At 37.3% G+C, this 23,401-nt stretch carries 23 protein-coding genes and 2 other annotated features; of the genes, 4 read left to right on the top strand and 19 right to left on the bottom strand.

Translation table 11 applies throughout. The features are described 5' to 3' along the window. Positions 1-23 precede the first annotated feature (23 nt). The 4 genes from AC1Q8M_RS17155 to alaS form a co-directional block, all read right to left on the bottom strand. The gene (locus tag AC1Q8M_RS17155) at positions 24-302 is read right to left on the bottom strand and encodes a DUF1292 domain-containing protein (RefSeq protein ID WP_000392245.1); all 279 of its coding nucleotides are present in this window, start codon (positions 300-302) and stop codon (positions 24-26) included. 12 nt (positions 303-314) lie between these two features. After that, entirely contained in the window at positions 315-728 is a 414-nt protein-coding gene (gene ruvX, locus AC1Q8M_RS17150; protein WP_001221193.1) for a Holliday junction resolvase RuvX, read from the bottom strand. A gap of 3 nt (positions 729-731) precedes the next feature. Continuing rightward, positions 732-998 carry an IreB family regulatory phosphoprotein gene (locus tag AC1Q8M_RS17145; RefSeq protein ID WP_000348591.1) on the bottom strand — a complete coding sequence of 89 codons (267 nt, stop codon included), beginning with the start codon at positions 996-998 and terminating at the stop codon, positions 732-734. A gap of 76 nt (positions 999-1,074) precedes the next feature. Continuing rightward, positions 1,075-3,717, bottom strand: a complete 2,643-nt coding sequence (gene alaS / locus AC1Q8M_RS17140) for an alanine--tRNA ligase (RefSeq protein WP_000811815.1) — start codon at positions 3,715-3,717, stop codon at positions 1,075-1,077. A 40-nt stretch (positions 3,718-3,757) separates the two neighbouring features. Next, positions 3,758-3,977 (bottom strand) — a binding site (T-box leader). A 241-nt stretch (positions 3,978-4,218) separates the two neighbouring features. On the opposite strand from alaS, the gene AC1Q8M_RS17135 reads away from it, so the two are divergent. Beyond that, complete coding sequence (locus AC1Q8M_RS17135; RefSeq protein WP_098360847.1) at positions 4,219-4,563, top strand: PH domain-containing protein; 345 nt, start codon at positions 4,219-4,221, stop codon at positions 4,561-4,563. 44 nt (positions 4,564-4,607) lie between these two features. Here AC1Q8M_RS17135 and AC1Q8M_RS17130 read toward each other — a convergent pair whose 3' ends face one another. Next, positions 4,608-5,675 carry an AI-2E family transporter gene (locus AC1Q8M_RS17130; RefSeq protein WP_000793129.1) on the bottom strand — a complete coding sequence of 356 codons (1,068 nt, stop codon included), beginning with the start codon at positions 5,673-5,675 and terminating at the stop codon, positions 4,608-4,610. Between the two features lie 176 nt (positions 5,676-5,851). On the opposite strand from AC1Q8M_RS17130, the gene AC1Q8M_RS17125 reads away from it, so the two are divergent. Next, entirely contained in the window at positions 5,852-6,064 is a 213-nt protein-coding gene (locus tag AC1Q8M_RS17125; RefSeq protein WP_000242539.1) for a hypothetical protein, read from the top strand. A 46-nt stretch (positions 6,065-6,110) separates the two neighbouring features. On the opposite strand, the gene AC1Q8M_RS17120 is transcribed toward AC1Q8M_RS17125, so the two are convergent. From AC1Q8M_RS17120 to cymR, 7 genes are all read right to left on the bottom strand, one after another. Further along, complete coding sequence (locus tag AC1Q8M_RS17120) at positions 6,111-6,239, bottom strand: YrzQ family protein (protein ID WP_001053553.1); 129 nt, start codon at positions 6,237-6,239, stop codon at positions 6,111-6,113. An 18-nt stretch (positions 6,240-6,257) separates the two neighbouring features. After that, positions 6,258-6,446 (bottom strand): YrzR-like zinc ribbon domain, encoded by a 189-nt coding sequence (locus tag AC1Q8M_RS17115; protein ID WP_000469281.1) that lies wholly within the window; start codon positions 6,444-6,446, stop codon positions 6,258-6,260. Between the two features lie 127 nt (positions 6,447-6,573). Next, on the bottom strand, positions 6,574-8,910 hold the full coding sequence (gene recD2 / locus AC1Q8M_RS17110; RefSeq protein WP_000528080.1) for an SF1B family DNA helicase RecD2: 2,337 nt from the start codon (positions 8,908-8,910) through the stop codon (positions 6,574-6,576). 95 nt (positions 8,911-9,005) lie between these two features. After that, entirely contained in the window at positions 9,006-9,665 is a 660-nt protein-coding gene (locus AC1Q8M_RS17105; RefSeq protein ID WP_000066411.1) for a tetratricopeptide repeat protein, read from the bottom strand. 109 nt (positions 9,666-9,774) lie between these two features. Next, on the bottom strand, positions 9,775-10,890 hold the full coding sequence (gene mnmA, locus AC1Q8M_RS17100; protein WP_001038010.1) for a tRNA 2-thiouridine(34) synthase MnmA: 1,116 nt from the start codon (positions 10,888-10,890) through the stop codon (positions 9,775-9,777). A 16-nt stretch (positions 10,891-10,906) separates the two neighbouring features. After that, entirely contained in the window at positions 10,907-12,052 is a 1,146-nt protein-coding gene (locus AC1Q8M_RS17095; protein WP_098360846.1) for a cysteine desulfurase family protein, read from the bottom strand. Positions 12,053-12,087: 35 nt separating this feature from the next. Next, on the bottom strand, positions 12,088-12,504 hold the full coding sequence (gene cymR / locus AC1Q8M_RS17090; protein ID WP_000704116.1) for a cysteine metabolism transcriptional regulator CymR: 417 nt from the start codon (positions 12,502-12,504) through the stop codon (positions 12,088-12,090). 293 nt (positions 12,505-12,797) lie between these two features. Between cymR and AC1Q8M_RS17085 the strand changes: the two genes are divergently transcribed. Both AC1Q8M_RS17085 and AC1Q8M_RS17080 read left to right on the top strand, forming a co-directional pair. Further along, entirely contained in the window at positions 12,798-14,084 is a 1,287-nt protein-coding gene (locus AC1Q8M_RS17085; protein ID WP_000812919.1) for a replication-associated recombination protein A, read from the top strand. Positions 14,085-14,121: 37 nt separating this feature from the next. Further along, positions 14,122-14,763, top strand: a complete 642-nt coding sequence (locus AC1Q8M_RS17080) for an RsfA family transcriptional regulator (protein ID WP_000857722.1) — start codon at positions 14,122-14,124, stop codon at positions 14,761-14,763. Positions 14,764-15,299: 536 nt separating this feature from the next. Here AC1Q8M_RS17080 and AC1Q8M_RS17075 read toward each other — a convergent pair. From AC1Q8M_RS17075 to AC1Q8M_RS17045, 7 genes are all read right to left on the bottom strand, one after another. After that, positions 15,300-16,067, bottom strand: coding sequence for a tRNA threonylcarbamoyladenosine dehydratase (locus AC1Q8M_RS17075; protein ID WP_000903182.1), 768 nt, complete (start codon positions 16,065-16,067; stop codon positions 15,300-15,302). A 202-nt stretch (positions 16,068-16,269) separates the two neighbouring features. After that, positions 16,270-18,045: an aspartate--tRNA ligase gene (aspS, locus tag AC1Q8M_RS17070; protein WP_000840885.1), complete on the bottom strand. Its 1,776-nt coding sequence runs from the start codon at positions 18,043-18,045 to the stop codon at positions 16,270-16,272. 12 nt (positions 18,046-18,057) lie between these two features. After that, positions 18,058-19,329, bottom strand: coding sequence for a histidine--tRNA ligase (hisS, locus tag AC1Q8M_RS17065; RefSeq protein ID WP_000027079.1), 1,272 nt, complete (start codon positions 19,327-19,329; stop codon positions 18,058-18,060). Positions 19,330-19,398: 69 nt separating this feature from the next. After that, positions 19,399-19,629: a binding site (T-box leader), on the bottom strand. 54 nt (positions 19,630-19,683) lie between these two features. Further along, positions 19,684-19,860: a hypothetical protein gene (locus AC1Q8M_RS17060; protein WP_001242605.1), complete on the bottom strand. Its 177-nt coding sequence runs from the start codon at positions 19,858-19,860 to the stop codon at positions 19,684-19,686. A gap of 165 nt (positions 19,861-20,025) precedes the next feature. Next, positions 20,026-20,466, bottom strand: coding sequence for a D-tyrosyl-tRNA(Tyr) deacylase (locus AC1Q8M_RS17055; RefSeq protein WP_001266965.1), 441 nt, complete (start codon positions 20,464-20,466; stop codon positions 20,026-20,028). Between the two features lie 16 nt (positions 20,467-20,482). Then, on the bottom strand, positions 20,483-22,666 hold the full coding sequence (gene relA, locus AC1Q8M_RS17050; RefSeq protein ID WP_001262795.1) for a GTP diphosphokinase: 2,184 nt from the start codon (positions 22,664-22,666) through the stop codon (positions 20,483-20,485). A 210-nt stretch (positions 22,667-22,876) separates the two neighbouring features. Beyond that, positions 22,877-23,389: an adenine phosphoribosyltransferase gene (locus AC1Q8M_RS17045; RefSeq protein ID WP_000346217.1), complete on the bottom strand. Its 513-nt coding sequence runs from the start codon at positions 23,387-23,389 to the stop codon at positions 22,877-22,879. Positions 23,390-23,401: the final 12 nt, after the last annotated feature.

Here is a 23,401-nt window from a genome sequence, read left to right as displayed (position 1 = left end):
GTCGTCCATCTTTTCAGTACTTATTATTCAGCTTCTTGCTCATCAGCAAGAGTGTTGAACATTTCTTGTACCATTTCCCACTCTTCTTCAGATTCGATTGGAAGTAAGCTTCCGCCCTCTTCTTCATTTTGCTCATAAGCCATTGCATCATAAATTGGGTCTCCATCTTCGTCTACTTCACCGATTGGAGAGAAGACTACATATGATTTTTTACCAAATTTTTCAGCATCAAAAGTGAAAATAATTTCACATAAATGTTCGTTACCTTTTTCGTCTACAATTGTAATTTGATTTTCTTCCATTTTGGTCACCTCTTATTTACTATCTAAAAATCCTTGTAAGATTACGACTGCAGCCATCTTATCGATTACTTGTTTTCGCTTCTTACGACTTACATCAGCTGAAATGAGTAGACGTTCCGCTGCCATCGTTGACAAACGCTCGTCCCACATTACAACGTCTAATTGTAACAGCTCTCGTAGGTTTTCTGCAAATTGTTGGCACGCTTCACCACGTGGGCCAATTGTACCATTCATATTTTTAGGTAAACCTACTACTATTTTATCCACATTGTACTGCTTTACTAACTCAGAAATACGATCAAAACCAAAGTGACCTCGTTCTTCGTTAATCTTAATTGTTTCTAATCCTTGTGCTGTCCAGCCCATTTCGTCGCTAATTGCAACTCCGACTGTTTTTGTACCTACATCTAAACCTAATATCCGCATAAACTACTCCTCACGATGATGTTTCAAGTAAGACTTCACAAGCTCTTCAATAATCTCATCACGTTCAAGCTTGCGAACGATGCTACGTGCATCTTTATGGCGAGGTATGTATGCTGGGTCTCCACTTAATAAATAACCGACGATTTGGTTAATCGGATTATAGCCTTTTTCTTGAAGTGCATCATACACAGTTAAAAGTACATCATTTACATGGACACTCTGTTTTTCATCTTGAATGCTAAACTTCATTGTTTTATCAAAACCGTCCATTTCAAGCACCTCACTTATATAGTAAGTATAGGGAGAAGAACTTCTCCTCTCCCTACCATTGTACACTACTATCTCTTTATTTTGAAACAGATTTAACGTACTCTTGTACAAATGCTAAAGCTTCTTCGACTTGAGCTGGGTTTTTACCGCCTGCTTGTGCCATATCAGGACGGCCACCACCGCCACCGCCGCAACGAGAAGCTACTTCTTTCACAAGTTTACCAGCATGGTAACCTTGGCCAATTAAGTCTTTCGTTACACCTGCTAGGATATTTACTTTATCGTCATTAACAGACACTAATACAACAACTGCCGACTCTAATTTATTTTTTAGATCATCCATCATCGTACGTAAGTTGTTCATATCTGCGACATTTACTTTCGCTGCTAATACATTCACACCATCAACTGTCATTACAGAATCAGTTAAGTTTCCAGCTTCGATATTGCTTAATTTCGCAGCAAGAGATTCGTTTTCTTTTTGCAGTTGTTTTACTTCGGCAAATAGACCATCAACTCTTGTTAAAATATCTTTCGGATTTGTTTTCATTTTTCCTGCTGCTTCTTTTAATAAACCTACTTGATCGTTCATTAATTCGTATGCAGACTTACCAGTTACTGCTTCAATACGACGAGTTCCTGCACCGATACCAGACTCAGCAACGATTTTGAAAATACCGATAGAAGCTGTATTATCAACGTGACAACCACCACAAAGCTCTAAGCTGTAATCGCCAACTTGTACAACGCGTACAACATCACCGTATTTTTCACCGAATAATGCCATTGCGCCCATTTCTTTCGCTTCTTCGATTGCTTTTTGAGAAATCTCAACATCAATACTTTCCCAAATTTTCTCGTTTACCATACGCTCAATTTTTTCTAATTCGTCAGCTTGTACTTGACCGAAGTGAGAGAAGTCAAAGCGTAAACGTTCAGAAGTTACAAGAGAACCTGCTTGGTTAACGTGTGTTCCAAGTACATCTTTTAATGCTTGGTGTAGTAAGTGAGTTGCTGTATGATTTTTCACAACGCTACTACGGTTTTTCGTATCGATAATAGCTTTCACAGCCGCATCTTTCGTTAATGTACCTTCTTCAACAACAACTTTGTGTAAGTTTTGACCATTTGGTGCTTTTTGCACGTCTTTTACAAGAACTTTCACGCCATCAGCAAGAAGGTAACCACGGTCTGCAATTTGTCCACCGCTCTCAGCATAGAATGGTGTTACATCAAGCATTAATTGTCCTTCTTCACCAGCTTGTAAGCTATCTGTGTATTCGCCGTTTTTCACAAGTGCAACAACTTTACTTTCTGTTGCAACTGTACCGTAACCAACGAACTCACTCGCTACTTTAACTTCTCCAAGTACACCGCCTTGAACTTGCATTGAGTCAACGTCTTGACGAGCAGCACGTGCACGCTCACGTTGTTTTTCCATTTCATTTTCGAAGCCTTCTTGGTCAACTGTCATACCAGCTTCTTCTGCATATTCTTCTGTTAATTCGATTGGGAAACCGTATGTGTCATATAGACGGAACGCATCTACTCCAGAAATAACAGTTGTTTTTTCTTCTTTTGCTTTTGTAATAACTTCAGCTAAAATTGCTTCACCATCATGAAGTGTTTCATGGAAACGCTCTTCTTCGTTTTTCACAACTTTCGCAATGAAATCTTTCTTTTCAAGTACTTCTGGATAGAAGTCTTTCATTACTTCTCCAACAACCGGTACTAATTCAAACATGAATGGACGGTTAATGTTTAATTTCTTCGAATAACGAACAGCGCGGCGTAATAAACGACGTAATACATAACCACGGCCTTCGTTAGAAGGAAGAGCACCGTCACCAACAGCAAATGTTACTGTACGGATATGGTCAGCAATTACTTTAAACGCCATATCTTTTTCTAAATCGCCATTACGATATTTCTCACCAGAAATTGATTCTGTTGCACCAATCATCGGCATGAATAGATCTGTATCAAAGTTCGTAGGCACATCTTGAACGATAGATGTCATACGTTCTAGACCCATCCCTGTATCAATGTTTTTCTTAGGAAGTGGTGTATATGAACCATCTGGATTATGATTAAATTGAGAGAATACAAGGTTCCATACTTCTAAGTAACGCTCGTTTTCTCCGCCTGGATATAATTCTGGGTCACTAAAGTCATTACCGTAAGCTTCTCCGCGGTCATAGAAAATCTCTGTATTCGGTCCACTTGGTCCTTCACCGATATCCCAGAAGTTTTCTTCTAAGCGGATAATACGCTCTTTTGGAACGCCCATTTTCTCATTCCAAATTGTGAATGCTTCTTCATCTTCTGGATGGATTGTAACTGATAGTAATTCTTTATCGAATCCGATCCATTTGTCGCTCGTTAAGAATTCCCAAGCCCATGTAATTGCTTCTTCTTTGAAGTAATCACCAATTGAGAAGTTTCCTAACATTTCAAAGAATGTATGGTGACGAGCTGTTTTCCCTACGTTTTCAATATCGTTTGTACGAATTGATTTTTGAGCATTTGTAATACGTGGATTTTGTGGGATTACACGTCCATCAAAATATTTTTTTAATGTTGCTACACCACTATTAATCCATAGAAGAGATGGATCTTCATGTGGAACTAGTGATGCACTAGGTTCTACTGCATGTCCTTTTTCTTGGAAAAAGTCTAAAAACATTTGACGAATTTGTGCGCCTGTTAGTTGTTTCATTGTATTTTCCTCCTTAAATATAAAAAACTCCCGTCCCTATAAAAGGGACGAGAGTTAACTCGCGATACCACCCTAATTATGAATTGATTACAATAACAATCAATTCATCACCTCATGGTGCCGTAACGTGGCAAGACGGCAGTGATTAGCTGCTCTCAGGATTAGCTTTCTGTTACCCTTCATTTAAAGCTTCTTTCAGCCATATGGAAGCTTCTCTCTATAAATGGACTGTAACGTACTTGTTCCGTCATTGATTTAATGTATTATATGACTAAATATAATAGAATTCTCTTAAGTTTGTCAATGTAGATAATCATTTATATTGTATTAATCGCTTATTAATCATAGGTATTCTACTATTCATTCTTAACAGCCTTTTCATATATTATGCGTTTATTAATAAATTGGAATCTCCTTACAATAATTATTTATAAAAATTTCTAAATATTACTTTTTTTGCTATAATTAAATTATTGTTAATAAAATAAAGGAGCGATCACAATGACAACCTTACTTAACAAAGCTAAAAACATATTAGCGACTGACGAAACGATATTATTTTACGCAGCATGTTCATTAGACATATTTATTTATCGTTCCGTCGCAAGGCCAGGATTGCTAATTTTAACGAACAAAAGGCTATTCTTTTACGGGCCAGATGTAAGTAAGAATCCAGTATTTGAAGAGTACTCTTTCGCAAAAATTTCTAATCTAAAAGAACAAAAGCGTCTTTTCAACAATCAAATTGTATTTATGTATGATAACGAATGGAAAAAAATAAAACATATTCAAACAAATGATGTGAGCTCCCTCGTTCAAAAGATACACGAGCAGCTTTCTAAATAAATATATGATTAGCCCTCTATTTCTTACATAGAGGGCTTCTATACTTACACATTTTCTTTTTTCAAGAGAGGTCTCACATGAACAATGACAGTACGAATAACTGCTAAAATCGGAACCGATATTAGTAATCCTACAATACCAGCTACTTCCCCTCCAACAAGTAATGCAAGCATAATAATAACAGGATGCATACGAAGTGACTTACCAACAATGTAAGGCGATAAAATGTTACTTTCCACAAATTGCAAAATAGCAATCGTAATCCCCGCCTTAATAAGTAAACTCGTTGATACTGTTGCTGCAATCATTAACGTCGGGATCGCTCCTAAAATAGGACCAAAGTACGGGATTATATCCGTTACCCCAATAATAATGCCAAGCAATAATGGATATTTCATACCGATAAACCAAAAAGAAAGAGCTGATACTCCCCCTAATACTAAACAAACAAATAACTGTCCTCGAATATAACTTCCAAGTGACTTATCAATTTCTTTCGCAAGCATTTGCCCCGTACCTCGCCATTTACTTGGGACTAGTTTCCAAAAGATATGATAAAACTCACCATAATCTTTTAATATGTAAAATACAATGAACGGTATTAAGAAAATAATGAGCAATGAATCGAGTACACCACGAGCTGTACTCATCACTTTATTTAAAAGCGCTTGAATCTTCGTTTCCACACCCACAAAAAGTTGTTTCACCTTTTCATGAATGAACGAAGGGAAATTCGCTGTTTGTTCTGTAACGCCATCCATCCACGAATCGTACATCTTTGTAAACTGCGGAAATTGTTCATTAATCTCTTGTAACTGTTTAATAACGACTGGTGTTCCTTTATAAATCCCATAACCAATTCCGCCGAAGAAAAGGATATAAATGAGCAAAATGGCAAGTGTACGGGGCATCCCTTCCTTATGAATTTTTTCAATTAAAGGGTGCAATAAATACGCAATAAAACAGGCGATAAGAAACGGCGTAATTGCTACTTTAAATACAAAAATAATCGGTGCCCATAGTGGCTTAATTTTTAAAAAGACGAGCAAACAAAGAAAAACAAGTAACAATAATCCTAAACGATATATCCAAATGATTTTAAGATTCTTCACATGAAAAACCTCCTCCACCTTTATTTTGAAAATAAATGGGTTAGGTTATGTGTGAAACTTTTAAAATCTTTTCATACGGACCATACTGTTTTTTAAAGACGTACATATAAATAACATAACAAGGACAACCACCCCTGAGAATACAGCATGAAATAATGTAATCAGGAGGGCTAATTATGGTTTTGTTTATGCTTGGATTATCAGCACTTTTTATGATTCTTGAATGGATTTGTATCGGCTTTGGTATTTGGAAGGGGTTCTTTATTCGTTCCTCACGTAAAGAAAAAGCGAAGCAATTATGGCAGTATGGAATACTTGGCGTTGGCTGTTACGGTTTATCTTATCTTTTCTCAGAAATTGGACTTTTTTATTTGCATATGAGTGCATAAAAAAACTCCCTTGTCTATAAGGGAGTTTTTCACTTTATCGAAATGATTATAAGTAAGACTTAATCATCTTACGTGCTTTTTTCATATTGCGTTTTGAAAATACATCTTGCTTACGAGCATATTGATATGCTGCAGCTCCAACCCCTAATGCGATTAATGAATTGCGTAGATTCAAAGTAAATCCCCCTTTTCGTTATCCGATCGTTCTTTCATTCTCATCAAATAAATCATCAAGAGAGCTTAATGAACCATCTTCCTCAACTTGATGCGTATGGATTTTCCCCTTTGAAACCGATAATTCGATATAACAATTCCAGCAATAAAATTGGTTGACACCTATTTTTCCAATGTCTTTCCCTTTGCAATTTGGACAAATGAACATATGGCTTTCATCTCCTTACAGTCTCCCAGATTCTATTCGCCATTATGTCCAAACCGCATTCATTTATACATTGCTGGAGCCTTTCAACGCTATGCGTTTGAAAGTTTCACTATATAATTTCACCTTGTTACATGAAATCATACGGTGAAATGTTTTCCACGTCCATTTCCTCGCCATTAACTGTGACCATCTGTACTTCTCCTTGTGATTCCTGCAAGCGACTAGCTAAAGTTGTTTGACGCATTGCATCATCAAGGCGATTTACACCAGATTGGAAAGCTACTTCCTCCCCGCAAATAATAAGGAACTTCTTACTTCTTGTAATGCCCGTGTAAATTAAATTACGGCGTAACATACGGTTGTAACTTTTCACAATCGGCATAATAACAATCGGAAATTCACTACCTTGTGATTTATGAATCGAACAACAATATGCATGTGTAATTTGATTTAAATCCGGCTTTGTATACGTTACCTCAATTCCATCAAATGAAACGATAATCATATCTTGTTGCTCAACGTTTTCTTTCGCATAAAACACCGAAACAATTTCTCCGATATCCCCATTAAACACTTGGCTCTCCGGCTGATTAACGAGTTGCAGTACTTTATCGCCTCTTCGGTATACAACATCACCGTACTGGATTTCTTTACTCTTTTCCCTTTTCGGGTTAAATACTTGTTGCAGCGCTTCGTTTAATACATTAATACCAGCAGGCCCGCGGTACATCGGTGCTAATACTTGAACATCCCTTGCACTAAAGCCTTTTGTTTTAGCGTTTTCGCAAACTTTTTTCACAACCTCAACAATTTGAGCCCCTGTACAGCTGATAAACGAACGATCTTTTTTATTTTGCGCTAAATCTGGTGGGAGTGTGCCGTCTTTGATCGCATGGGCAAGTTGAATAACAGATGAGCCTTCTGCTTGACGATAAATCTCAGTAAGCTTCACTGTCGGAACTGCACCTGCATTTAATAAATCTTTTAATACTTGTCCAGGTCCTACAGATGGCAACTGATCTTCATCACCTACAACGATAACTTGAATATTCGTTGGTAGCGACTTAAATAGCTGATTTGCGAGCCAAATATCAACCATTGAAAATTCATCGATAATAAGGAGCTTACCTTGGACAGGATCCGTTTCATTACGCTGGAAAGATCCTTCTGGCGTCCAGCCAAGCAAACGGTGAATTGTGCAAGCTGGAAGTCCTGTCGATTCACTCATCCGCTTCGCTGCTCTTCCTGTTGGAGCTGTTAATAGTATTGGAAATGGATTATCATCACTGTATTCATTCGGATTTAACGATAATCCGTGAAGTGACGCATACATTTCAACAATCCCTTTAATAACGGTTGTTTTTCCTGTTCCTGGTCCACCTGTTAATAACATCATCGGTTTATGAAGTGCCGTTTGAATCGCTTCTTGCTGAAACGGTGCATATTGTACATTCAACTGTTCTTCAATTTCACCTAATGTTTTTAACACTTCTGCTTCAGGAAATGAAGGTGTTTCCTCTTGATTCATCAATCGACGAATAGACTTTACAACACCTTTTTCAGAGTAGAATAAAGTTGCTAAATACACTCGTTCTTCTTCTATGATGACTTTCCCTTCACTTTGCATCGTTTCAATACAACCTATAATATCTTCTTCAGTCACTCTTCCTTCTTGATTGTTTAAAAGTGACATCGTTTCTCTTACAAGTTGATCTTTCCTCATATAAACGTGACCAAGTTGCAATGAGACATTCTCTAATGTGTAAAAACATCCCGCTCGTACACGGTCGTCGTGATTACCCGATATCCCTAACGCACGCCCTATATCATCCGCTCGTCCAAAACCAATCCCGTCCACTTCTTCAATAAGTTGATACGGATTATTACGAATCACTTCTAATGTCATCTCTTTATATTGCTGGTAAATCTTAATAGAAAGTTTCGTTCCAAAACCGTAACCATTTAAAAAGCTCATTACTTTCTCTAATCCTTGATGTTCAACAATTGTCTCATATATTTCCTGAGCCTTTTGTTTGTTAACAACACCATTTAACGCCTCAGGGTCATCCATAATTTTAGAAATAGCATGTTCCCCGAGATGATCCACAATTTTTTCCGCTGTACGCTTTCCTATCCCTTTAAATAAATCACTCGCTAAATATTGCACCATACCTGCTTTTGTTTGCGGCAATTCTTTTTTAAATGTTTCAACCATATATTGTTTTCCATACTTTGGATGGTCCTTAAAGTGACCTGTCAATGTAAACACTTCATCTTCATGCATGCGGGGAAAATGACCGTTTATCATTACTTTCTTTTCGTCATACGTTTCATTCGTTTCAATGACTTTCATACTGACAACGGAATAGAGGTTTTCTTCGTTGTGGAAAATGGTATGAAGAACTTGCGCTTTTATAAATTTTTTCTCTTCCTCAAACAAATCCATTGCATGTTGATTTCCCATCTTTCCTCTCCTTTCCGATATTTTCACTTTAATGAGCAGTACATCCCCCACCTTTTTAGATGAGGGATAACTACCCATTAAACTATATTTTTATCTTATTCAGCTTCTTGCTCTAATAAACGAACGCCATTACCAGCTAAAAAGTGATCTGGCTGAATTTCAGTTGCTTTCTTAAATAAAGCGAGAGCTTTCTCGTTATTTTCTTCAAATACGTAAGCAACACCTAAATTGTAATACGCATCTGCATGCTCTTCATCCATTTCTAATACCTTTTCAAAATAAGGTTTCGCCTCTTGAATATGTTCTAGTCGCGCAAAGCAAAGTCCGCACTGGAATACAGCTTCTACATCGTTTTCATCTAATTCTGTTGCTCTTTGTAAGAATGGTAGTGCAAGACGATCATTTCCAAGCTGTACATGTGTAATACCTAACATAAATGTTACATCAGCTGATTGTAATCCAGCTTGCATTGCTTGTTCAAATACAACTTTCGCCTCAGTAAATTGCTCTTGGCCATAATATACGTTTCCTAAGCCATAATAAGCAGCTGCAGATTTATCATCTAACTCTAATGCACGTTTATAAAATAAAATCGCTCGCTCACTATCACCTAATACGTCTAATAAATTTGCAAAATTAATGTATCCAAGCGCATCTTTCGGATTTTCTTCAATTGCTTCTGTAAAATTTTTAGCCGCTTCTTCCCAATTTCCTTCTTGCATATATTGAATACCTGTTTCAAGTTTGTTTGACATGTCCTTCACCTCTACAACAAATTATAACAAAGAATGTATTTTCCAAGCGAACGAAAATTCGCTTTATGTAAAAGAAACCTCTAACCGCTAATCGGCAGAGGCTTCTCATTTATCCTAAATAATCCAATTTCTTACCACTACGGTATACTTCATCAATTGTAGCACCGCCTAAGCACTCATCTCCATCATAGAAAACGACTGCTTGTCCTGGTGTGATTGCACGAATTGGCTCATCACAAAGAATACGAACTGTATTTTCATCAACGATTTGAACCGTTACTTTATTGTCTTCTTGACGATAACGGAATTTCGCCGTGCACTTAAATTCTGTTTCTTTTTCTTTGTTACTTACCCATCCTACATTCGTAGCAATAACTTCATCACCATATAGAAGTTCGTTATGGAATCCTTGATCAACATATAAAATGTTTTCTTTTAGATTTTTTCCAACAGCAAACCATGGATCACCATTACCACCAATTCCAAGACCATGACGTTGTCCAATTGTATAATACATTAAACCGTCATGCTTCCCTTTCACTTCACCAGATAATGTTTGCATTACACCTGGTTGTGCTGGTAAGTAGTTACTTAAGAAATCTTTAAAGTTACGCTCACCAATGAAGCAAATACCTGTACTATCTTTTTTCGCCGCTGTCGCTAAGCCAGCTTCTTTCGCCATTTCACGAATTTGTGGTTTCTTCAGTTCACCTAACGGGAACATTGTTTTTGATAATTGCTCTTGGCTTAATTGATTTAAGAAGTATGTTTGATCTTTATTGTCATCAACGCCGCGAAGCATTTTATATTCGCCGTCCATATAAGCAACGCGTGCATAATGACCTGTTGCTACATAATCGGCACCAAGCGCAATTGCATGCTCTAAAAATGCTTTAAATTTAATTTCTTTATTACACATTACATCTGGGTTTGGTGTACGACCAGCTCGGTACTCATCTAAGAAGTACGTAAATACTTTATCCCAGTATTGTTTTTCAAAGTTTACTGCATAATACGGAATACCAATTTGGTTACACACTTCAATTACATCATTGTAATCTTCTGTTGCTGTGCAGACACCATTCTCATCTGTATCATCCCAGTTTTTCATAAAAATTCCGATTACATCATAACCTTGCTCTTTTAATAAAAGTGCTGCTACAGATGAATCGACGCCACCAGACATTCCGATGACAACGCGTGTTTCGTGAGGTAGTTTGTTCATCATGTCACCTCCCATGCTAATTTTGTGTTAATCGCTTCACGATTTTCACTGTTTCGTACGCCGCTTTTTCAATTTGCTCTTTCGTATTTCCAAGTCCAAAACTAAAGCGTACGGATGAACGTATTTGATCGGAGTCTTTTCCAAACATCGCTACTAATACATGTGATGGATCAATCGAACCAGCTGTACAAGCAGAACCACTTGATACTGCAATGCCAGCTAGGTCTAAGTTCACAAGAAACGGTTCAATGTTCATTCCTGTAAAACTTACATTAAGTACATGCGGTAAGCGATGTTCTAAGTTTCCGTTTACCTCGAAAGTAATGCCTTCATTTTTGAAGACAGATACCATTATATCTTTAAACTCTTCATATTGGGCATTTTTTTGCTCACGAGTTTTTTCAGCTATAAGAATTGCATGCTGAAGCCCAGCAATACTAGGCACATTTTCCGTACCAGCACGGCGTTTTCTTTCTTGCTCTCCGCCTATTAATAACGGCTCAAATTTCACATTTGCACCAGCGAATAAGAACCCTACACCTTTTGGCCCATTAATTTTATGAGCTGAAATTGATAATAAATCAATACCAAACTCTTTCACATTAATTTCTACTAAACCGTAAGCTTGTACCGCATCTGTATGGAAATAAGCTTGATGCTCTTTTAGCAGCTTTCCTATTTCCACAATTGGTTGCATTGTCCCTACTTCATTATTCCCAAACATAACAGATACAAGAATCGTCTCTTCTGTTAATGCCTTTTGTATGTCAGAAACTTGAATGCGTCCTGTTTCATCGACAGGTAAATATGTCACTTCAAACCCTTCACGCTCTAACAATTCGCACGTATGCAAAATCGCATGATGTTCAATTTGCGTCGTTATTATGTGGTTACCTTTATGACGGTTCGCACGTGCTACACCTATAAGCGCTAAATTATCAGCTTCTGTACCACCGCTCGTAAATATAATTTCATTCGGATTCGCATGAATGCTGCGTGCACACACTCGTCTCGCCTCATCTACTGTGTGACGAGTTTGACGTCCATAAAAGTGAATACTAGACGGGTTCCCGAATATTTCTGTCATATATGGAATCATCTTTTCGACCACTTCTGGGTGAGTCGGAGATGTCGCAGCATGATCTAAGTAAATGCGTTCCATTAAATCTCCTTCTTTCCAAATCGTTTCACAAGGAATTAAATGTAAAACATATAGCCCCCGTGATTTTCTTCCTCATAACGTACTAAATCTTCTAACGTTGTACTATCTAACACTTCTTGTACGGCATCACGAACACGCATCCATAACTGACGCTGTGCTGGCTCTTCTTCTTCTATCATTTCTACAACACTAATCGGTCCCTCTAATACACGGATTACATCCCCAGCTGTAATGTTAGCCGGTTGATCAGATAATACATATCCGCCATATGCCCCGCGCGTACTCTTTACAAGACGAGCGTTACGAAGTGGTGAAATTAATTGCTCTAAGTAATGCTCGGATAAGTCATGCGCCTGCGCAATTGATTTTAATGAAATTGGACCTTCACCAAACTTTTTTGCAAGATCAATCATAATTGTTAAGCCATAGCGGCCTTTCGTTGAAATTTTCATCTATTTTGCACCTCTTTTCAAATTTTCACTTCTATTGGTTATATCTTATTTATAAAAAGAACACAATTTAAAATCCTATGAAATTATAGCATAATATAGTATTATAAGAAATTTCAACTTGTGTATCAAAATGATAACATAAAATCACATTGAAAAACTCGGAAATTATTACAATTGAAAGAAAAATGAAAATATTATTCTTCATTTTTCCCATAAAACAGCATCCTATTTCAAATTTCGTAGAAAAAAATGATACGATAGAACGAGATTATATATTAAGGGAGACGGTCTAAATGAAACAACCACTCGCACATCGAATGCGCCCTACTAATATTCAAGAAATTATTGGGCAACAACATTTAGTTGGTGAAGGAAAGATTTTATGGCGAATGGTCCAAGCAAATCATTTTCAATCTATGATTTTATACGGTCCTCCAGGTACAGGAAAAACATCCATTGCCAGTGCAATTGCAGGAAGTACCGGTACCCCGTTTCGTCTATTAAACGCTGTTACTCACAATAAAAAAGATATGGAAGTTGTCGTACAAGAAGCAAAGATGCATCGACACCTCGTTTTAATTTTAGATGAAGTTCACCGTCTAGATAAAGCAAAGCAAGACTTTCTATTACCTCACTTAGAAAGCGGACTTCTTACTTTAATTGGTGCAACGACAAGTAATCCATTCCATGCAATAAACTCCGCTATTCGAAGCAGGTGTCAAATTTTCGAATTACACGCACTAACAGAAGATGATATTTTAATTGGGTTAAAAAGAGCTTTAGAAGATAAAGAAAAAGGCCTTGGAGAATATGCTGTAACGGTAACAGATGAAGCACTACATCATTTTGCAAATGCCTCTGGTGGTGATATGCGTTCCGCTTATAACGCACTTGAGCTTGCTGTATTATCTAGCTTTACTACAGACGATCAAGCGGCTGAAATCACACTCGAGATTGCGGAAGAATGCTTACAAAAGAAGAGCTTCGTTCACGACAAAGGCGGCGATGCTCATTATGACGTATTATCAGCATTTCAAAAATCAGTGCGCGGAAGTGATGTAAATGCAGCGCTCCATTATTTAGCACGCCTTATTGAAGCAGGTGATTTACAAAGTATTGGCAGACGCCTTCTTATTATGGCTTATGAAGATATTGGACTTGCTAGCCCACAAGCTGGACCACGTACACTAGCTGCAATTGAATCAGCTGAACGAGTTGGATTCCCAGAAGCACGCATCCCACTTGCAAATGCCGTTATCGAGCTATGCTTATCACCAAAATCAAATTCAGCTTATAAAGCACTTGATGCTGCATTACACGATTTACGCAATGGTCAAACAGGTGACATTCCAAGCCATTTAAAAGATAGTCATTACAAAGGCGCAGAATCACTTGGAAGAGGCATTGGATATTTATATCCACACGACCATCCAAATGGCTGGGTAAGGCAACAATACTTACCTGATAAAATAAAAAACAAGCAATATTATAAACCGAAAACGACAGGGAAATTTGAGCAAGCCCTTTCTACTGTTTATGAAAGATTACAAACTTCGAATAAAACGAAAAATAAAGGGTAACATAAACGAAAACGTCACCATTATGGAGGCTTCGCTTATGAAAACACGTCAAGATGCATGGACAAAAGAAGATGATCTCCTTTTAGCAGAAACTGTTTTACGACATATTCGCAGCGGAAGTACACAAATAAAAGCATTTGATGAAGTCGGCGATACGTTGAACCGGACTTCAGCAGCTTGCGGCTTTAGATGGAATGCTGAAGTAAGGCCGAATTACGAAGATGCTGTGCAGCTTGCGAAGAAACAACGTAAAGAATTAAAGCGCTCTGAAGCTAAAATAGAAAAAAATCAGTTCACGAAAACGAAACAACTCGTAATCGATGCTGAGTTTTCTGAAGATATTACGCCAAGTAAACAAGAACTTACGATGCAAAATGTCATCTCATTTTTGCAAAACTTGGAGCATAATAACCCTTCACTCGCAAAGTTGCAAACTGAAAATGATGTATTACAAGCTCAGCTCACTTCTCTGCAAAAAACGAATCATGAACTTGAAACGAAATTAGCGGTACTCACAAAAAAACAACAAGCAATCGAAGAAGATTACGCGATGCTTGTTCGAATTATGGATCGTGCTCGAAAACTTGTTTCGGTCGAAGAGCAAGAAGAGCAAATTGCCCCGATTTTCAAAACCGATCAAAACGGGAATTTAGATATTATTTATTCTGCTGAGAATTAAAAACAGGGATGTCACTTTTTTGACTGAGTGACATCCCTGTTTGTTTTCGGTAAATCATATATATACATGTCGGTAAATGAAATTATATCAACGTTTTTTCAAATATATCTATCACAACTTGCAATATATCAACGTTTTTTCGAATATATCTATCACAACTTGCAATATATCAACGATTTAATAAAGGATATCGATTTAACGACAAAGATTGACAATAACAGTCCTCCTTGTCATACAAGGAAACTCCTAAAACGGATTAGATATTTTTTACTAAAATGTTATTATAAACATATACCTTTAAAGGGGGATGGTTGCTATTTCATTAATAATCTTCAAAATAACTCTTGGCCTTCTCGTCCTGACTTTAGCTCTTTTCACCATTAACAGTCTAAAAAAGACTTCCGCCTATAAATCAGATAAATATGATTATTACTTACTAACCTTACTTACATTTGAACTAGTAGTGATGCAAGTATCCATATTTCTTTAATACATATAAAAAAAGCGTATATCCAAAATGGATATATGCTTTTCTTTTATTCTTGCCCTACACGTTTCACTTCTACATTTTTAATACGTTCACGTACAACGTGACTTGCCATAATTAAGCCTGCCACAGATGGTACGAATGCATTTGATGAAGGCGGTAATTTCGCTTTACGAATTTTTGCATTCTCGTCTGGTACGATTTCTTTACGTACTTCTTCACGAATTACGATTGGGTTTTCGTCAGAGAAGACAACTTTTACACCTTTTTTAATACCCTCTTTACGAAGCTTCGTACGAATTACTTTCGCAATTGGATCTGTATGTGTTTTAGAAATGTCCGCAATACGGAAACGAGTTGGGTCCATTTTATTTGCTGCACCCATACATGAGATAATTTTAATTTTACGACGTAAACATTGTTTAATTAAATGGATTTTGAACGTAATCGTATCAGATGCATCCACTACGAAATCTAAACCGTGTTTAAAGAACTCTTCATATGTTTCATCTGTATAAAACATTTCTAGTCCAATTACTTCACATTCCGGATTAATGTCTGCAATACGCTCTTTCATTAATTCTACTTTTGAACGTCCTACAGTAGATACTAAAGCGTGAATTTGACGGTTTACGTTTGTAATATCTACAACGTCTTTATCAACTAATACGAGACGTCCTACTCCAGAACGCGCTAACGCTTCAGCTGAAAATGAACCTACGCCGCCAATTCCTAAAATACCGACTGTACTATTTTTTAATATTTCAAGTCCTTCTTTACCGAAGGCTAATTCATTACGTGAAAATTGATGTAACATTCAGCTCTACACTCCTATTACAAAAATGGTCTACCATGTATTCTAGCGTTTTTCCGACTATTTGTATAGAAAAAGTTATAGAATTCCTAAAAATACATATTTCGATAATGAAAACATAGTGTAAACCGGGATTTTGTTTCTTCTTTTAATTATCCATTAAAAAAGTCTAGATGGTTATAGTATAACCATCTAGACCCTATTCTTACTTTTCTTCTTTTAAGCTTAATTTTAAGTTTAACTCTTCAAGCTGTGCTTCTGCAACTGGGCTTGGAGCTTCTGTTAATAAGCAGCTTGCGCTTGCTGTTTTTGGGAATGCAATTGTATCACGAAGGTTCGTACGGCCTGCAAGTAACATAACAAGACGATCTAAACCTAATGCGATTCCGCCGTGTGGTGGTGTACCGTATTCGAATGCTTCTAATAAGAATCCGAATTGCTCTTGCGCTTCTTCTTGTGAGAATCCAAGTGCTTTGAACATTTTTTCTTGTACGTCACGCTCGTAAATACGAAGTGATCCACCACCAAGCTCATAACCGTTTAATACAAGGTCATATGCTTGTGCACGTGCTTTTTCTGGTGCTGTTTCTAGTAGCTCAACGTCTTCACGGAATGGCATTGTGAATGGGTGATGAGCTGCGAAATAACGATCTGCATCTTCATCGTACTCAAGAAGTGGCCAATCAGTTACCCATAGGAAGTTAAATTTACTTTCATCAATTAACTCAAGCTCTTTACCTAGACGTAAACGAAGTGCGCCTAAGCTATCTGCAACAACGCTCTTCTTATCTGCTACGAATAGTAATAAGTCGCCAGCAGTAGCTTCTAATGTGCTCATTAACACATTTGCATCTTCTTCACCGAAGAATTTCGCAATCGGTCCTTTTAGGCCGTCTTCTTCAACTTTAAGCCAAGCTAGACCTTTTGCACCATATACTTTCACGAATTCAGTTAATGCATCGATGTCTTTACGAGAATATTTACTTGCAGCACCTTTTGCATTGATTGCTTTTACTTGTCCGCCGCTTTCTACAGCACTTGTAAACACTTTAAAGCCACAACCTGCTGCAAACTCAGATAAGTCTGTTAGTTCCATTTCAAAGCGTGTATCTGGCTTATCAGAACCGTAGCGAGCCATTGCATCAGCATATTTCATACGAGGGAATGGTGCACTAACTTCTACACCTTTTGCATCCTTCATAACTTTCGTCATCATACGCTCCATCATTTCTAAAATTTCATCTTGTGTTAAGAATGAAGCTTCGATATCGATTTGCGTGAATTCCGGTTGACGATCTGCACGTAAATCTTCATCACGGAAACAACGTGCTACTTGATAGTAACGCTCAAATCCGCCGACCATAAGAAGCTGTTTAAATAACTGTGGTGACTGTGGTAATGCATAGAATTCACCGTCATGTACACGACTTGGTACTAAATAGTCACGAGCTCCTTCTGGCGTACTTTTCGTTAAAATTGGTGTTTCTACTTCTAAGAACTCTTCTGTATCTAAGAAGTTACGAATTGTTTTTGTTACGTCGTGACGCATTTTGAATGTGTTGAACATTACAGGACGACGTAAGTCTAAATAACGATATTTTAAACGCACATCTTCTGATGCATCTGTATCATCAGCAATGATAATTGGTGTTGTTTTCGCTGCATTTAGTACATTTACTTTTGTTGCTTGTACTTCAATACGACCAGTTGCCATATTGTCATTAATTGCGCCTTCACCACGTTCAACAACTGTACCTTCTATGTGTAATACGTATTCGCTACGAATTGTTTCTGCTACTTCTAACGCTTCTTTTGATGTTTCTGGGTTAAATACAACTTGTACGATACCTGTACGGTCACGTAAATCGATAAAGATTAATCCACCTAAGTCACGGCGTTTTTGTACCCAACCTTTTAATTGAACTGTTTGTCCAACAGCTTCTACTGTTACTTTTCCACATGCATGTGTTCTTTCAGCCACTGTAAGTTCCCCCTATATTAATTTCTCTGCTACGTATGAAGCAAATACATCTAACGCTACTTCTTCTTGTTCACCTGTTGCCATATCTTTTAAGTTAATGATGCCTTTATCTAGCTCATCTTCTCCTAATACAGCTACAAATTTCGCCTTTAGACGATCTGCTGATTTAAATTGTGCTTTCATTTTGCGATCTAAATAATCTTTTTCAACCGACAATCCAGCTTTACGAAGATCGAATGCCACTTTTGCAGCATGGTCTTTCGCTTTTTCACCAAGCGCTACAACGTAACAATCAATGCTATGTTCAAGTGGTAATTCAATGTTTTCAGCTTTTAGCGCCATAATTAAACGTTCAATACTCATTGCAAAACCGATACCTGGCATTTCTGGTCCACCGATTTCTTGTACAAGTCCGTTATAACGGCCACCACCGCTTAATGTAGTGATCGCACCGAAACCTTCTGCCTCACTCATAATTTCAAAAACAGTATGTTGATAGTAGTCTAAACCACGCACTAAGTTCGGATCTTTTTCAAATGGAACATCCATCATCGTTAATAGTTCTTGTACTTTGTCGTAGTATACTGCTGAATCTTCGTTTAAGTATTCTGTAATAGATGGAGCTGTTGCCATTAATTCATGGTTACGGTCCTTCTTACAGTCTAAAATTCGAAGTGGGTTCTTTTCTAAGCGAGATTGACAGTCAGAGCAGAATTCGCCGATACGTGGCTCAAAGTGTGCGATTAATGCATCACGGTGTGCTTGACGACTCGCTGCGTCACCTAAACTGTTTAATACAACTTTAATATTTTTTAAGCCCATGCCGCGGTAAAATTCAACAGCAAGTGCAATTACTTCTGCATCAATTGCAGGGTCATTACTGCCGATTGCTTCGATACCGAATTGTACGAATTGACGATAGCGACCTGCTTGTGGTCTTTCATAACGGAACATTTGACCGATATAGTATAATTTCGTTGGTTGTGTTGCATCACCAAACATTTTATTTTCAACGTAAGAACGTACAACAGGTGCAGTACCTTCTGGACGTAATGTTAAGCTACGCTCTCCACGATCTTGGAATGAGTACATTTCTTTTTGTACGATATCTGTCGTATCACCAACACCGCGTAAAAATAGCTCAGTGTGCTCAAAAATTGGTGTACGAATTTCTTTATAATTGTAACGACGGCAAATTTCGCGTGCTTGCCCTTCGATATACTGCCATAACTCAACAGTGCCTGGAAGAATATCTTGCGTTCCGCGTGGGATTTGAATAGACATATTCAGTTCCTCCTCAAATTGTTTTAATCTTAATAAAAATAAAAAAACTCCCGCCTCTACTGTTTAAACAGTAGGGACGAGAGTATTATACCCGTGGTGCCACCCTAATTGAAGCACGTATGCTTCCACTTTTTTAATAACGCTTAAATATGCGTTCATCCCTACTAAGCATATATGCCGTTCAAGTTGAAACCTCTAGAGTGTCATTCAATCAGTCATCATGCAGAAATGTTTTCAGCCTAAGACATTCCTTCTCTTTCCATGTGTATCTCATTTACTCTTCTCTATCAACGGTTATATTCATATGTAAATATAAAATTACTATACGTTTGTTAAGTAGGATTGTCAAGTGCTCTAAGAACGTTCAATCTGCTTCTTTAAACGCTTTACATCTTGAAGAGAAATCCCAAACTCGGAAGCAAGCTCCATTGAAGTATTATTTTGCTCTTTTGAAATAAAATCATGAAAATTCACGTTAAACAGTTGATTTGCACCATTTGTAACAGAATGCCCTTTTTCATTCATACGCATACGTATATCCCTCACATTCAATATGGATGTTTTACTTTTTATTGTTCCATATTGATGAGAGAGTTATACATAACCGAAACTGCTATTGATTCCAAATAAATGAACAAAACATACAACAATGTATAAAAAAGAGAGGATTATATAACCCTCTCTTTTTTATCAACACTATTTACTTTCTACAATTAAGGTCACCGGACCATCATTGATTAAAGAAACGTCCATCATTGCTCCGAACTTCCCTGTTTCCACATGCAATCCTTGTTTGCGAACTTCTTCATTAAAGAAATCGTATAAACGCTCTGCGTAGTCAGGTTTCGCAGCATCCATAAAGTTTGGACGTCTTCCCTTGCGACAATCTCCGTATAATGTAAATTGCGAAATAGATAGAACTTGTCCTTCTACATCAAGTACAGAATGATTCATCTTTCCGCTCTCATCTTCAAAAATACGTAAGTTTGCAATTTTTTCCGCAATATAAGTTGCATCTTTTTCTGTATCTTCATGCGTAATGCCAACTAGTAATGTTAAACCGAACGGAATTTGTCCTACGATCTCACCGTCTACTGTGACAGACGCTTTCTTTGATCGTTGTAAAACAACTCTCATCTTTCTACACTCCCTATTAATGCATCATGCGTCGTACTGCATAAATTTCTGGAACGCGTTTAATGCGTTCTACTACTTTTTTCAAGTGTTGTAAGTTACGAATCGAGATTGACATATTAATTGTTGCCATTTTATTACGGTCACTTCTACCAGAAACAGCTGAAATGTACGTTTTCGTCTCTGTAACAGCTTGCAGTACTTCATTTAATAAACCACGGCGATCGTAACCCGAAATTTCAATATCAACGTTATACTCAATTTCTTTTTCAGGGCTACCTTCCCACTCTACTTCTAATAAACGTTCTACAGCTTCTTCTGTATGAACGTTTACACAATCACGGCGGTGAATCGATACACCTCGGCCTTTCGTAATATATCCAACGATATCATCGCCTGGAACTGGGTTACAGCATTTCGATAAACGGATTAATAAATTATCAGCACCGCTTACCTTTACACCAGAATCCCATTTTCGAATTTTCATCGGTTTACGAACTTCTTTAACTTCAACAATTTCTTCTTCTTCGCGTTGTTTGCGGAACTTGTCCGTTAGTCGCGTAACAATTTGCGAAGCTGTAATTCCGCTATATCCAACTGCTGCAAACATATCTTCTTCATTTGCAAAGTTAAATTTCTCAGCGACGCGTTTTAAGTTATCAGGCGCTAATACTTCTTTCATCTCATACTCTAGACCACGTACTTCCTTTTCAACAAGTTCACGGCCTTTTTCAATATTTTCGTCTCTACGTTGTTTCTTAAAGAATTGACGAATTTTATTTTTCGCATGAGATGTTTGAGCAAGTTTTACCCAATCTTGACTTGGGCCATATGAATGTTTCGACGTTAAAATTTCAATGATGTCGCCTGTTTTTAATTTATAATCCAACGTCACCATTTTACCGTTTACTTTTGCACCAATTGTTTTATTCCCAATTTCCGAATGGACACGATACGCGAAATCAATCGGAACCGATCCAAGTGGTAATTCCATTACATCGCCTTTCGGTGTAAAGACGAATACCATGTCAGAAAATAAATCAATTTTTAATGACTCCATAAATTCTTCTGCATTAGAAGCTTCATTTTGCCATTCTAGTATTTGACGGAACCATGTGAGTTTCTTCTCTAATGTACCTGTTGTTTCTGCTGTTTTTCCTTCTTTGTACGCCCAGTGTGCCGCGATCCCGAATTCTGCAATTTCGTGCATTTCTTTCGTACGAATTTGCACTTCAAGTGGATCACCTTTTGGTCCAATTACAGTCGTATGAAGAGATTGATATAGATTTGCTTTTGGCATTGCAATATAATCTTTAAAACGACCTGGCATCGGCTTCCAGCACGTATGAATAATTCCAAGCACCGCATAACAATCTTTAATACTATTTACAACGACACGTACAGCTAATAAATCGTAAATTTCATTGAACTGCTTATTTTGCAGTGCCATTTTACGATAAATACTGTAAATATGTTTCGGTCTTCCAGAAATCTCAGGTTGAATTGCAACTTCTTTTAATTTCTCACGAATACCAGTCATTACTTCGTCTAAGTATTCTTCACGTTCTGCACGTTTACGCTTCATTAAATTTACAATACGATAATATTGTTGGGGATTTAAATAGCGAAGTGACGTATCCTCTAGCTCCCATTTAATAGTACTAATTCCGAGTCTATGTGCTAAAGGTGCAAAGATTTCTAACGTTTCATTCGCTATGCGACGCTGCTTCTCTTGAGGCAAATGTTTCAATGTACGCATGTTATGAAGACGATCAGCTAATTTAATTAAAATAACTCGAATGTCTTGAGCCATTGCAATAAACATTTTGCGATGGTTTTCTGCTTGTTGTTGTTCGTGAGATTTATATTTGATCTTCCCAAGCTTTGTAACACCATCAACAAGCATAGCAATTTCTTTGTTAAATTCCCGTTCAATATCTTCTAACGTAATCTCTGTATCTTCCACTACATCATGTAAGAAACCTGCTGATACCGTAGCTGGATCCATGTGTAAATCAACTAAAATACCTGCAACTTGAATCGGATGAATAATATACGGTTCACCCGATTTTCTATATTGTTCGCTATGCGCATCTCGTGCATATTCATAGGCACGTGCCACTAGCTCAATATCTTCATCCGCTAAATATTGACTTGCTTTCTCGAGTACCTGTTCAGCTGTTAGTACCTGCTCATTTGCCATCGAATCACCTTTTATTGAAAATTGACTTTATCTTTATTTAATAGAATAAATTATATTCTATCATTATAACCCAATGATTGTGAATTGTGAAAAGGAAAAGATTTTACTGACATTTCACCATGATTTTTTGTTCAATTATACAAAAGTACCCGCTCCTCTCCAAGAGATTCACGGGTACTTTTTATCACCGTAGTTTTACCTATATAGTGATTAGTATTTTTCTAATACTAATACATCGTAACCATCTAACATTTTACGACCATCTAAGTAAGTAAGCTCTACTAAGAATGCAATCCCTGCTACAACTCCGCCTAGCTCTTCAACTAACTTAATTGTCGCTTCGATTGTTCCACCTGTAGCTAATAGATCATCTGTAATTAATACGCGTTGACCTGGCTTAATTGCATCTTTATGGATTGTTAAAACATCCGTTCCATATTCTTTACCGTAGTCAACTGTAATTACTTCACGTGGTAATTTTCCTAATTTACGAACTGGCGCAAATCCTACTTCTAACGCATAAGAAACTGGGCAACCGATAATGAAACCACGAGCTTCTGGTCCTACTACAACATCGATATCTCTTTCTTTTGCGTATTCAACGATTGCATCTGTTGCTGCTTTGTATGCTTTACCGTCATTCATTAAAGGTGTAATGTCTTTAAACACAATACCTTCTTTCGGATAATCCGGTACAATTGCGATATGTTGCTTGAAATCCATATTTCTGAATCC

The organism is Bacillus sp. GW823-FHT06A10 (assembly GCF_058795375.1).
Note: the sequence above shows the minus strand (reverse complement) of the source record. Positions and strands in the feature narration are given on the sequence as shown.